The organism is Photobacterium sanguinicancri (assembly GCF_002265265.1).
GTDB lineage: Bacteria > Pseudomonadota > Gammaproteobacteria > Enterobacterales > Vibrionaceae > Photobacterium > Photobacterium sanguinicancri.
This window is the reverse complement of the sequence record NZ_NOIF01000148.1, coordinates 1-12,724: the sequence shown is the minus strand read 5'-3', so window position 1 is coordinate 12,724 and position 12,724 is coordinate 1. Positions and strand designations below refer to the sequence as shown.

The 12,724-nt window shown below is 42.0% G+C and carries 11 protein-coding genes; 8 read left to right on the top strand and 3 right to left on the bottom strand.

The window, feature by feature from the left end:
* From ASV53_RS18145 to ASV53_RS18115, 7 genes are all read left to right on the top strand, one after another.
* A partial coding sequence (locus tag ASV53_RS18145; protein WP_439126494.1) for a response regulator occupies positions 1 to 1,060 on the top strand: 1,060 nt, incomplete at its 5' end.
* 5 nt (positions 1,061 to 1,065) lie between these two features.
* Positions 1,066 to 2,043: a sensor domain-containing diguanylate cyclase gene (locus tag ASV53_RS18140; protein ID WP_390960803.1), complete on the top strand. Its 978-nt coding sequence runs from the start codon at positions 1,066 to 1,068 to the stop codon at positions 2,041 to 2,043.
* Positions 2,044 to 2,196: 153 nt separating this feature from the next.
* The gene (locus ASV53_RS18135) at positions 2,197 to 2,535 is read left to right on the top strand and encodes a DUF3802 family protein (protein ID WP_062691095.1); all 339 of its coding nucleotides are present in this window, start codon (positions 2,197 to 2,199) and stop codon (positions 2,533 to 2,535) included.
* Positions 2,536 to 2,787: 252 nt separating this feature from the next.
* Positions 2,788 to 3,510 (top strand): tRNA-uridine aminocarboxypropyltransferase, encoded by a 723-nt coding sequence (locus tag ASV53_RS18130; RefSeq protein ID WP_062691094.1) that lies wholly within the window; start codon positions 2,788 to 2,790, stop codon positions 3,508 to 3,510.
* Between the two features lie 244 nt (positions 3,511 to 3,754).
* Complete coding sequence (gene nagK, locus ASV53_RS18125; protein WP_062691093.1) at positions 3,755 to 4,663, top strand: N-acetylglucosamine kinase; 909 nt, start codon at positions 3,755 to 3,757, stop codon at positions 4,661 to 4,663.
* A 129-nt stretch (positions 4,664 to 4,792) separates the two neighbouring features.
* Complete coding sequence (locus ASV53_RS18120; protein ID WP_094958121.1) at positions 4,793 to 6,049, top strand: DEAD/DEAH box helicase; 1,257 nt, start codon at positions 4,793 to 4,795, stop codon at positions 6,047 to 6,049.
* A gap of 165 nt (positions 6,050 to 6,214) precedes the next feature.
* Positions 6,215 to 7,516, top strand: a complete 1,302-nt coding sequence (locus ASV53_RS18115) for a GGDEF domain-containing protein (protein ID WP_094958120.1) — start codon at positions 6,215 to 6,217, stop codon at positions 7,514 to 7,516.
* A gap of 51 nt (positions 7,517 to 7,567) precedes the next feature.
* On the opposite strand, the gene ASV53_RS18110 is transcribed toward ASV53_RS18115, so the two are convergent.
* Entirely contained in the window at positions 7,568 to 8,641 is a 1,074-nt protein-coding gene (locus tag ASV53_RS18110; RefSeq protein ID WP_094958119.1) for a ketoacyl-ACP synthase III, read from the bottom strand.
* A 260-nt stretch (positions 8,642 to 8,901) separates the two neighbouring features.
* Between ASV53_RS18110 and ASV53_RS18105 the strand changes: the two genes are divergently transcribed.
* A complete protein-coding gene (locus ASV53_RS18105; protein WP_094958123.1) occupies positions 8,902 to 9,882 on the top strand; it encodes a Gfo/Idh/MocA family protein in 981 nt (326 codons plus the stop codon).
* A gap of 91 nt (positions 9,883 to 9,973) precedes the next feature.
* Here ASV53_RS18105 and ASV53_RS18100 read toward each other — a convergent pair whose 3' ends face one another.
* The gene (locus ASV53_RS18100; protein ID WP_094958118.1) at positions 9,974 to 11,344 is read right to left on the bottom strand and encodes an SLC13 family permease; all 1,371 of its coding nucleotides are present in this window, start codon (positions 11,342 to 11,344) and stop codon (positions 9,974 to 9,976) included.
* A gap of 658 nt (positions 11,345 to 12,002) precedes the next feature.
* Positions 12,003 to 12,686, bottom strand: coding sequence for a SanA/YdcF family protein (locus tag ASV53_RS18095; protein WP_062691089.1), 684 nt, complete (start codon positions 12,684 to 12,686; stop codon positions 12,003 to 12,005).
* Positions 12,687 to 12,724: the final 38 nt, after the last annotated feature.

Genomic DNA, 12,724 nt, shown 5'->3' with positions numbered 1-12,724 from the left:
ACCTTATATAAAATCGTTTGATTATGATACCTGTTCTAAAACGTCCTTTGTAAGGCTGGCTAGAGCTGTGTTACATAACTATAACATTTTAATTTGCGACGACTCACCGTTAGTGCACCGAACAATGGCCCGTTATCTAAGTGCTATTGAGAACGTAGTTTTGCATTACGCATTAAATGGAAAAGAGGGGCTTGAGTGCTTACGTCATCATAATATTGATCTCTTGTTTCTTGATCTAACTATGCCTGTTATGGATGGTTATACATTACTAGAATCGTTACCTGTGAATGAATATGGCACAGAGGTCGTTGTATTGTCGGCTGATGTTCAAAAGCAGGCGAAAGCTCGGTGCAAAGCATTAGGCGTTGAGCGTTTTATGAGTAAACCTTTTGAATCATGTGAGCTTTTTGAGAATTTAAACCGTTTAGGCATAACATTGCCACTACAACAATCGCCACTGCAACAAAAGGTGACTTCTCCCCGCGAGGAAAGTAGTTATATTGAAGTGTTTAGAGAGGTTGCTAATGTCGCATTAGGGCGAGGTGCCGCTATTATTTCTGATCATTTAGGGGAATTTATTACTATGCCGTTACCTGTTGTTGCCACAACAGAGGCGAGCAGTTTAGCTATGACGCTTAATGAACTCCGAGATAATGAAAACGCAATTGCTATTTCACAGCGTTTTGTTGGTGGGGGAATTTATGGTGAAGCGCTTGTCCGTTTGCATGGTAAAGATATTGCGGTGTTTGGTGAGCGATTGGGTTTTAGCCAAGTTGATGAACACACCAATGAAGTTGTGATTGATATTGCGAATTTAATGGTGTCTTCATTTCTCGGTGCATTGACCGAACATATGAATATTCCCTTCTCTGTACGTCAACCCATCGTCTTAGAGGAATATATGCACTGGAACGACAATACAAAAAGTGCAGCTACGGTGTATTCCACGATTGAATATGGTTACCGAGCCGAATCGTTAGATCTTGATTGTGATGTATTGTTCTTGATGGACAGTAGTTCAACGCCGGTCATAAAAAAAATAATGGAAACCCTACATTGAACCAGATGAACCTTGCTGATTTTCACTTAACGCTACAGGTGATGGATAATATAGATGCTGGTGTTGTGATCCTTGATCGTAATTATACTGTCATTGCGTGGAATACCTTCATGCAAGCCTATAGCGGTATTAATACAGATCGTATCATGGGGCAGAACTTATTCGATGTGGTTGATGACCTACCTAAAGCGTGGTTAAAAAACAAAATTGAATCCACATTCAAATTACGTATGCGCTCTTTTACTAGTTGGGAAGATCGACCTCAGATTTTCAATTTCCAGAATTTTAGCCCGATCTCTGGTGGTTCTTGTTTGATGTATCAGAACATGACATTAACACCACTGAAGGCGCTAAGTGGCGAATATAGCCATGTTTGTATGACTATCACTGATGTTTCTGACATTGCTAAAAACAAAACGCATTTACGAGAATCTAATGAGCAGTTAACGCACTTGAGTATGACAGATCGCCTTACTCAACTTTATAACCGAGGCCACTGGGAAAGCTGCCTACTTGAAGAGTTTGATCGCTGCCGTCAACTGCAACAACCCGCGACATTGATTATGTTTGATATTGACCACTTTAAAAAAGTGAACGACACCTATGGGCATGTGACAGGGGATGGCGTCATTCGTACTGTTGCAAGCCTGCTAAGAAGAACTAAGCGTCAAAGTGATATTGCTGGTCGATATGGTGGCGAAGAATTTGGGGTGATTTTACCCAATACAACCGCAGATATGGGATTGTACTTTACGGAACGGCTTCGTGATCGTGTTCAGAGTGCAGCCGTTTCGGTAGATGTACGTTCGATTAGTGTGACGATCAGCTTGGGAGTCAGTGAGTGGCACTCAGGATTTCGAACGTATGAGGCTTGGTTAGAAAATGCCGATAATGCGTTGTATCAATCAAAACAAAATGGACGAAATCAAACGACAGTATCAAACTCGGCAGCCTTAGAGCGCGCGGTGATGGCATCGTCTTAATTGTTTAGCTTATAAGTATTGCTTAATCGTGGGGCTAATGGGTTAAAACAGCACCCAAGATTTGATATACAGCAACAAGATGAAGTAATGGGATTGAAATTCTCTCTCTTCTATTTAGAATTGACCCAATTGTAAATAATGTGAAGAACGAATATGGTTGTTGAATCTGAAGGTTACTTGGCGCTGATAGAATATTTTACCGAGCACCTGTCGTTATTCGAAAATGTGAATACGGATACTTGTACTGAAACAGTTGAAGATGTTGTGACTGATATGGTGGCATCTAATCTGATGGTCGTATTTAGTCAGAATCCAGATATAGAGCAAGACTTACGTTTTAAATTGATGAAAGAAGCGGATGCGGTTGTTGAAGATTTAAGTGAAGTGCTTGCAGGTGCATGGACTCGCTGTCCGACCAATGAACAAATTACTTTCCTTGAAGACTATGTCGGTCTGGTAAAAAATCTATTTGATAGCGCGATTAGTCAGTAGTCTCGGTAGATAAACAAAAAGGTCAATGAAGGGTGGAATTGGTTCCACCTTTTTTATTGCCTGCTATTTCACTCTACAGCTTATTCGCGAGATGAAGCGCGACAATAGATGTCGCGATTAAGAAACAAACCCAGCCACGATTAAAATGGGATTAATGCAGGTGCAGTATACCATCAGATAAAATAGTGCTATTGCAACTTGGCTCAACGCCAGTACAATGCTGGCGTTTTTTCGTTTAAGGTTAACTGCAATATGCGCATTCACGCTGTCCATGAACTCTATGAAGAACGTCTTGCACGTTCGACCCGCCCATTCCTTGCCCGTGGTGCTAAAGTGGAACGCTGTCGCCACTGCATGTTGCGTCCTCATTTATGTATTTGTAGCCATAAACCTGTCATTGAATCGAATGCAGCCTTTTTGCTGGTTATGTACGATGACGAAGTGTTGAAACCAAGCAATACCGGTCGTTTGATTGCTGATTTATTCCAAGATACATTTGCTTATATTTGGTCGCGCACTGAACCTAATGCTGAAATGCTGACGTTATTAGATGATCCGCAATGGCAGCCTTATGTGATTTTTCCTGAAGAATACGCGACTCCAGAAAGGGTAGTGAGCAAAGTACAGCTAGAAGAAGGCAAACGTCCGCTTTTCATTATGCTTGATGGTAGTTGGGCTGAAGCAAAAAAAATGTTCCGTAAAAGTCCGTACCTTAATAAATATCCCGTGATGTCTATTAGCCCTGATAAACCGTCGCGCTACACCGTACGCGTTGCCTCTAAAGACAATCAACTCGGCACGGCAGAAGTTGCTGCTCGTATTATTGATGTATTTGGTGAGCAAAATAACGCAGAGACATTAGATTTGTGGTTTGATGTATTTCGTGAGCACTACATGACAGGTAAAATGAATAGACAGTTGCCTGATGCGAAAGCCTTGAATGACTTGAAAATGTACCAATCGCAGCAAGCATAATCGTATTTTTTCAATATGTTAGTGCATGAATGTCGTACATTTATTCACCGAGACTACTGTGATAACGTTAAATTTTAGGGCTTACCAATCAAAAAATGTAATAACTTGCTGTTTCTTTCAACAAACGCGAGCCGTTACTAAGGAATTGCCACTTAAATTAGGATTACATCACAGTCTGTAGGTGTAGAAGTATGGATAATTTTTTCAATTTGATTTTTTGATTAATTTTTCTTGGGAGAACAGGATGTACTACGGTTTCGATGTTGGTGGGACTAAAATTGAATTTGGCGCGTTTAATGAAAAATTAGAACGTGTAGCGACAGAGCGCGTACCAACGCCAGGAGATGACTACGAAAAGTTAGTCGATACCATTGTTGAATTGATCAATAAAGCAGACAAAGAATTTGGCTGTGAAGGACTTGTTGGAATCGGCTTACCGGGAATGGAAGATGCGCGTGATGGTTCAGTTCTGACTTCGAATATCCCAGCGGCAAAAGGCCGTTTTTTACGTAAAGATCTTGAGTCTAAGCTTGGTCGCGGTGTAAATATCGATAATGATGCGAACTGTTTTGCGCTATCGGAAGCGTGGGATGAATCGCTACAAGGCGAAAAATCAGTCTTAGGTCTGATTTTAGGTACTGGTTTTGGTGGCGGTTTAGTTTATAACGGTCACGTATTTTCAGGCATGAATCATGTCGCGGGTGAGCTAGGTCATACACGTATGCCTATCGATGCGTGGTTCCACCTGGGCGACAAAGCACCGCTGTTTACGTGTGGCTGCGATAATAAAGGCTGTATCGATAATTACCTATCTGGTCGTGGTTTTGAACTGCTATACGCCCACTATTACGGTGAGAAGCTAAAAGCGATTGATATTATTAAGAACCACGAAGCGGGTGAAGAAAAAGCGGTTGAGCACGTTGATCGTTTCCTTGAGCTGCTTGCGATTTGCTTAGCGAATTTGTTTACAGGCCTTGACCCTCACGTGGTCGTTTTGGGTGGTGGTCTATCTAACTTTGAGCTTCTATACCAAGAGTTGCCAAAACGTATATCTAAGCATCTATTGTCTGTTGCTCGTGTGCCTAAAATCATTAAAGCGAAACATGGCGATTCAGGCGGTGTTCGTGGTGCTGCATTCTTAAATATCGCTTAATCTGTTTTTGATAGCGATATAGCTCCGAAGCCTAAGTTAATAGGCTTCGGATATTTCCTTTCTGCTATTTCTTCTCTTATCTCACGCTGTTACTATGCGCGCTCTTCAACATAGTCACAGGTAAACATAATGTCATTTCACGCTTTGGAACTTCATCCTCAGTTATTGAAAGCAATAGACGAGCTCGGCTTTCAAACGCCTACGCCAGTACAGCAACAAGCCATCCCTCACGTACTTGCAGGTGAAGACATTATGGCTGGAGCGCAAACAGGGACGGGTAAAACCGCAGCCTTTGGCCTACCTTTATTGCATCAAATGCTAGAAAACCCAGCACCAGTACAAGCGGCAGGCCGTCCAACAGTACGTGCATTGGTATTAACACCTACGCGTGAATTAGCCCAGCAAGTATTCGACAGCTTGGTGACTTACAGTAAATATACTGAATTAAAAATGGCTGTGGCTTATGGCGGCACCAGCATGAATGTTCAGGTTAAAGCTTTGCAGGCTGGTGTGGATATTCTGGTTGCGACACCTGGACGCTTGCTCGATCATGCCCACGTGGGTACGGTTGATTTATCTAAAATTGAATACTTTGTGCTTGATGAAGCCGATCGCATGTTAGATATGGGGTTCATTGTTGATATTAAACGCATTATGAGGCGCATTAAGCACGATCGTCAGACTTTATTTTTCTCTGCTACCTTCGGTAAGCAAGTTAAAGATTTGGCTTATTCCATTCTTGAAGAACCGACGTTAATTGAAGTGACACCATCGAATAGTGCAGCTGATACGGTTGAGCAAATTGTTCACCCAGTTGATAGGCACCGTAAGCGTGAATTACTGTCTTATTTGATTGGTTCGCGCAACTGGCAGCAAGTATTAGTGTTTACACGCACTAAGCAAGGCTCTGATGAGTTAGCAAAAGAGCTAGGCCTTGATGGTATTAAAGCGGCTTCAATTAATGGTGATAAAAGCCAAGGTGCACGTCAGCGTGCTTTAGAAGAATTTAAAACGGGTAAAGTCCGTGCATTGATTGCGACCGATGTTGCTGCGCGTGGTTTGGATATTGAACAGCTTGGCTACGTGGTGAATTTCGATATGCCATTTAAAGCTGAAGATTACGTTCACCGTATTGGTCGTACTGGTCGTGCTGGGCTGACAGGCCGTGCTGTTTCATTGATGAGCGTTGATGAAGAGCCTTTGCTACGTGCTATTGAAGATTTGCTGGATAAGCGTCTGCCGCAAGAGTGGCTTGAAGGGTATGAGCCTGACCCAACAATTAAGCCGCCTGACCATTTACGCCGTGGCCGTTCATCTGAAAAACGTCGTGCGAAAGCGAAATCTAAAATTCATAAGAATCGCGGTCGAAATTCAGCAAGACGATAACTATCTTATTGCCCACCTTTCCCATAAAAAAGCCAGATTAATTCTGGCTTTTTTTCGAATATTATCGACTACGTTGCATATTAATTATTGAAGCGAAATTAGATCTTGTTGCTTATTAAGTGGTTTGTTAATTTATTACAAGTGATATTAATAACGGTCTAAAGAATGGTCACAGCAAGAATGCATCGGTTATCAATTGTGTTTTTAGTGAGTATTTCGGTATTTGCGATGACTTGGCATTACTTAGGTGGCGCTGATCGTCAATTAGTGATTACACCTGAAATCGCAGAATATAAAGCCATTGATGATAAAAGCCAGGGCGGAGCCTCGGTGACGGACATCACAATATCCCCTGATCAAACGATATTAACCTGCCAGATCGTGAACCAAGCTAAATGGCCTTTTTGTGAAATTGCAATTGATTTAGTATCTAATAATGAGGGGATTGATCTTAGCCGTTTTCACTCTATTGGGATTGATGTTGATTATTTAACGCCCGTTAAAAATGAACGCTTACGTGTATACCTGCGTAACTATGATCCGAGCTATTCCTCGCCTGATGATCCTGTATCTCATAAATTTAATGCTATTGAATTTACTCCGACAGTAGAAAGAGATCTTCAAGTTATTCCTTTACGATCTTTTCAAGTATTGTCGTGGTGGATTGCGGATTATAGTGTGCCGATTGAAAAATCTGGCCCTCAGTTTAACCACGTGACCTCCATTGAGATAGCGACGGGTAGCTATGTTCAAGAGGGAAAATATACTATTCAGCTTAATAAGCTCGTTTTTTATGGTAAGTGGATATCTGAATCGAATTTAGTGAAGTTATTACTGCTACTGTGGTTGGTGTTTGCCATTATCTACTTGGTATCTGAACAATTACAGCTACGCAGTGTTTTGTCTGAAATACGCGAGAAATCATTACGCTTACGTAAAGCGAATCGCCACTTATTTAAAAAAGCGCAAGCGGTTGAAGCTTTAGCGTACACGGATGCTTTAACTGGCGCTAAAAATCGTAATGTGATTGAAGGGTATTTATCTGAGCTGGTGGATAATGCGAAGGTAAATATACAACCATTCTCCGTTATTTATGTCGATATCGATCACTTCAAATCAATCAACGATAATTTTGGTCATGAAACGGGCGATGAGGTACTGCGATGTTTTGTTGCCTTAATTAATCAACGGATCCGAAAGTCTGATGTATTGGTGCGCTGGGGTGGTGAAGAATTTATTCTATTTTGCCCAGCTACGACCCTTGAAGGGGCTGTGGGCTTAGCGGAATTACTACGTAGTATTGTTGAAACCTACCATTGGCCAAGTGCAATGTCAGTGACTGCTAGCTTTGGCGTTGCTCAGTTAGAAAATGAAAATATTGATGAAGTGATAAAGCGAGCTGATAAGGTTCTGTATTTGGCCAAACAAAATGGTCGAAATTGCGTTATGAGTAAAGCCGTTGTATAAGCACCCCATAACGAGATTATTATGGGGTGTTTTTATTTTGGTTTTTACATTTTAACGACGAGTACAGTGCTTAATTGATTTTTCGAGTAAGTCTTTTGCTGATTGCTCGCAAGGGGGTAATTCAGCCGTCGGTTCATTGATTGGTGTAACACGCGGCCCCCACTGGATCACACTTGCCCCCCAAGTTAGTCCTGCGCCAAATGCGGCGGATAAGATCTTACTGTTAGGCGTAATACGGCCTTCTTCTACTGCTTCACATAAGGCAATAGGCACGGTTGCTGCTGAAGTGTTGCCGTATTTGTGAATGTTGATGAAGGCTTTATCCAATGGGATTTTTGCGTGATCACACAAGGCTTCAATGATGCGTTTATTTGCTTGATGGGGGATTACCACATCAATATCGTCACTGCTTAACGCTGCGCGTTCTAATACTATCTTGGCTGCAGCGCCCATGCCTCGAACGGCACGGCGGAAAATATCACGACCAACGAAGTCAAATGCAAAGTGGCCAGCATCGGGGTTAAATCGGTCCATTGAGGTGCCGAAATCTGGAATAGCGAGTACATCACGACCTTCTGCATCACAACCAAGTTGTGCTTGCAGCAAGCCTGTCGGCTTATCCGTTTTACTCAGAACCACAGCACCTGCGCCATCACCAAATAATACCGCAGTATCGCGTTGGCTCCAGTCGAGATACCAGCTTAATCGCTCTGCACCTATCACGAGTACATGTTGGTAGTTTCCTGCTTGAATCATGCGTGTTGCCGTTTCTAAACCGTATAGAAAGCCCGTACAAGCTGCATTCATATCAAAAGCGGCCGCTTTGGTCGCCCCTAAATCTAGTTGTACTTTTGAGGCAATATTGGGGATCAGCGTATCTGGTGAGCAGGTCGCGACAATGATTAAATCAATGTCTTTTGCATCTAAACCTGCTGTTTGTAATGCGCGTGCTCCTGCGATTTCTGCAAGTTTAGAGGTGTCAACATGGCTAATACGACGAGATTGAATACCAGTACGTGTTTGAATCCATTCATCGCTGGTATCAACAAATGTGCTTAATAATTCGTTATTAAGTTCAGCGGGAGGTAGGCATTTACCCCAACCTGTAATTTCTGCGTAATACATCTAGCGTTGTACCTTCTCATTATTGTTATCTCTTTTTATAGTACCCCTAGTAAACAGATGTGCAATGTCAAAGCCTCTAAATGCTAACAATGCCACAGACTTAAATGAAAAGGAGTTGTGGGCTGTTTAAAACATCAACGTTGTAAACCTCGTTATATCTATGAGGCATAAGTGTATAATACAGAAGGAAGATGATTGGTGCTGATACTCTCGTCAGTAACGATTATCAGCGTAGTAAAGTAAAAGGGTGTAATAATACAATGATCAAATTTGCAGTAATTGGCACAAACTGGATTACCGACACTTTCATTGAAGGTGCCGTTGCTAGCGGAAAAATGCAACTATCGGCAGTGTATTCTCGCACTCTGGAAACAGCGGAAAGCTTTGCGGAAAAATACAGCAATGTTGTTTGTTTCGATGATATTAATGCGTTAGCAAGCAGTGACATTATTGATGCTGTATACATTGCTAGCCCTAATTCATTACATGCAGAGCAAGCAGCTTTGTTTATTAAACAAGGTAAGCATGTGATTGGCGAAAAACCATTGGCATCGAATATTGCTCAAGTTGAAGAACTTGTTGAATTGGCTCAACAACATGATGTTGTGTTATTTGAAGCAATGAAAACACCTTACACCCCTAATTTTACTGCACTACAGAAAGCACTGCCCAAAATAGGCAAGTTACGAAAAGTGCATCTAACGTACTGCCAATATTCATCACGCTATCAAAAGTATTTGAATGGTGAAAATCCAAATACCTTTAATCCTGCATTTTCAAATGGCTCATTGATGGATATTGGTATTTATCCGCTAAGTGCCGCTGTTGCTTTGTTTGGTGAGCCCTACAGTTTTACGGCACAAGGTGCGATGTTACCTTCAGGCGTTGATGCGCACGGTACCTTAGTTTTACATTACCAAGATTTTGATGTGACGATAGCTCACTCTAAAGTGAGTGATGGCGTGATCCCAAGTGAACTACAAGGTGAGCAGGGGACGATTACGGTACAAGGTATTTCTGAGTGTTTAGCGGTAGAACTTCACCGTAGAGATGAACCAGTGTTGACCTTGTCTGTCGACCAAGTTCCCAATACCATGCAGTATGAAGCCGAAGTTTTTGCTGGATTAGTGGCGAACAAAACCATCATGCATGAGGGTCTTAATCGCTCTCGTATTGTCAGCAATATCATTACTCATGCACGTGGGATTATTGGTGTTCGTTATCCTGCTGATGATGCTTAAATAGCACTAGCGAGATAGACATTAAGCATAAAAAAGAAGCGACCGTTTGGTCGCTTCTTCTGTTACTCACTAATTTTATTTCAAGCTAGGCTTACCAGAATAGATAAGCGAAGGTGGATAGGGCGCCAATACAAGCAATGTTGAGGTAGATACCGGCTTTCATCATTTCGCTTTGTTTTATGTGACCAGACCCAAATACAATGGCGTTTGGTGGTGTCGCTACTGGCAGCATGAAGGCACATGAGGCTGCAACTGCAATCAGTGCAGATAGAATCACAGGTGAGACACCAAGCGCTTCAGCAACGGTGGCAAACACAGGTACTAAAAGCGCAGCACTGGCTGTGTTACTCGCAAATTCTGTCAGGAATACCACAAAAGCGGCAACAACAAGGATGGTGAAGAATAAGCCTGCTTGCTCTAGGAAGCCACTTAGGCTGTGCGCAAGGAATACACTCGTGCCCGTTGCTTTTAAAACGTTACTTAGACAAATACCACCACCGAACAGTAACAACACACCCCAGTCAGTTGATTTCTCAATGTCTTTCCAAGCAACAACACGTGATGCGCCAAGCAGGACGATTGCACCTAAAGCAACCAGCGTATCGAACTTACTGAAACCACCTAGGAAAGCGTTGATTGGTTTGCTGAAAATCCAGCATGAGACTGTCAGTGCGAAGATTGCTAGCGTGATAAGTTTACCGTTACTCCATTCTACTGGTTTGTGGTCTAGCTCAAAGGTGTGGTTTAGGTTTGGTTTCAGCATTACGTACAGAAGGAACACTGTGATTGGAAGTAAAATGAGCGCAATCGGTAAGCCAAATGCCATCCACTCTGTAAAGCTTAACCCTACTTCAGCGGCTGCAATCGCATTCGGTGGGCTACCTACAACTGTCGCGATACCACCAATACTTGCACAGTAAGCTAAGCCAAGCAGAACAAACACATAAGTGCTACGTTCACTTTTTGCGTTAACTTTATTTAGTACGCCTAGCACCAGCGGGAGCATCATGGCTGTTGTTGCTGTATTACTGATCCACATCGATAAGAATGCCGTCACACCAAATAACATGAAGACAGCGACAGACATACGACCTTTAGCGATTAGTAGTACTTTGTCAGCAATGGCTTTATCGAGTTCTTGTTTATGAAGCGCAGCGGCTAGCGCGAAACCACCAAGAAACAGGAAAATTATCGGGTTTGAGAAGTTGCTCAATGCTTGTGGTGTTTGGAAAATACCAAATCCAACGGCCAAAATGGGCACTAAAATGGCAGTGATACTGACATGCACAGCTTCTGTTAGCCAAAGTACTGCGACAAATACAAGAATGCTTAGACCGACGACAACATCTTTTTCAAAGGGTAGGGTGTTGAACAAAATAGCGAATAAGGCGATATCGGCAAGTAATATCATGCTATTTCGGTCAAACAGCCACTTTTTTAGAGTGAGAGTTAAGGCTGTCATGATTTCTTCCTTTTTCATATGGATTGCTTCGTGCAATGTGGATCGTTGTAGTATGGCTAAATGTTACACCTTCAGAATCCAATGTTAATAGCTTGGTGCTCATATGTTGCTCATCTAGCAAGGGGATGACTAAAACTGTGAGGCTATTAATTAGGAATGTGTAGAAAACCACACACGTTTTAATGTGTTACAGCATTAGAAATTAAGAAATGAGTCAAATATGGAATTGGGATGTTAAATTGCATTGTGTTTTAATGCTGTGGTGGATGTAAAAGTGTGAACTAACTCTACTAAATTTATTTCGTCATTTCTTCCTAGTAGTGAGGTGCACATGCATCTTGTATCATCTGATTCATCAATTAAGTGCGCTAGATTGCGTGTAAAATAAAACTAAAGGCTAGGGAAATGGCACAAGATAAGAAACTTCTACGTAAAATGGTCCAAAAAGATGCAAGTACGCATTTGAAAAAAGTGAGAGCGAAATTTTTACGTAATTATCAACAAGCTGCTTAGTCGCGGTTTATCTGCTTGTCGCATTATAGGTATTACAAGCTCATCGTTGACTGGTTTATTATGTGCAATAAAAAAGCACCACTATCTATGTATAGTTGGTGCTTTTTATTTATGAGCCAAAACTTAAGAAATTATCTGTATTCAGTTATTTACGGTTATCGGGCGGGCCGACAAATTCATGCTCTTCAGCGTCTACTATTGGTTCTTTAGGACCAAGAAAGCGAGGTTGGATATTGAGTAGATATAGATCAATAAATGCTTTCCCGCGGGCTAATACTTCACGGATACGTACTTTTAAGCCAGCTAAACCCTTGGGTGAAGGTACAGCTAAGCAAATTGCATCAATGTTATTTTTTTCCGCAATAAATAATGCGCGCTCACAGTGAAAACGTTGAGTAATGACCACAAAATGATCGGCATCGAAGACCTCACGTGCGCGTACGATAGAATCAAGTGTACGAAAACCAGCATAGTCGAGCACTATATCTTGATCGGGCACACCCGCCCTTAGTAAGTCCCGTTTCATTGTCCACGGCTCGTTATAAGAACGATGGGCATTATCCCCACTTAGGAGTAATACATTCACCTTTTGTTGCTGGTAAAGATCAATCGCCGCTTGAATACGGTATTGGTAGTAAGGGTTTAAGGTTTTTGCGATGTACTTACTGGTGCCTAGCACTAACCCGATAGAGCGTTCAGGTATTTGAGCCGAATCGGTAAAAATACGCTCAGCAGTATGTTCTGACACCCAGCGATCGACAAGCAAACTGCTGCCAATTACAACAATGCCTATAACCGCAGAAACACGTACGATGGAAAACAGCTTCATACCAATCCAAATAATAAAGACTGAAAATATATTACCTT

Bases quoted from the DNA above. Each gene is read 5' to 3' on its own strand.
- ASV53_RS18140 (WP_390960803.1), top strand. From the start codon at position 1,066: ATGAACCTTGCTGATTTTCACTTAACGCTACAGGTGATGGATAATATA.
- nagK (WP_062691093.1), top strand. From the start codon at position 3,755: ATGTACTACGGTTTCGATGTTGGTGGGACTAAAATTGAATTTGGCGCG.
- ASV53_RS18135 (WP_062691095.1), top strand. From the start codon at position 2,197: ATGGTTGTTGAATCTGAAGGTTACTTGGCGCTGATAGAATATTTTACC.
- ASV53_RS18100 (WP_094958118.1), bottom strand. From the start codon at position 11,344: ATGACAGCCTTAACTCTCACTCTAAAAAAGTGGCTGTTTGACCGAAAT.
- ASV53_RS18110 (WP_094958119.1), bottom strand. From the start codon at position 8,641: ATGTATTACGCAGAAATTACAGGTTGGGGTAAATGCCTACCTCCCGCT.
- ASV53_RS18095 (WP_062691089.1), bottom strand. From the start codon at position 12,686: ATGAAGCTGTTTTCCATCGTACGTGTTTCTGCGGTTATAGGCATTGTT.
- ASV53_RS18115 (WP_094958120.1), top strand. From the start codon at position 6,215: ATGGTCACAGCAAGAATGCATCGGTTATCAATTGTGTTTTTAGTGAGT.
- ASV53_RS18105 (WP_094958123.1), top strand. From the start codon at position 8,902: ATGATCAAATTTGCAGTAATTGGCACAAACTGGATTACCGACACTTTC.
- ASV53_RS18130 (WP_062691094.1), top strand. From the start codon at position 2,788: ATGCGCATTCACGCTGTCCATGAACTCTATGAAGAACGTCTTGCACGT.
- ASV53_RS18120 (WP_094958121.1), top strand. From the start codon at position 4,793: ATGTCATTTCACGCTTTGGAACTTCATCCTCAGTTATTGAAAGCAATA.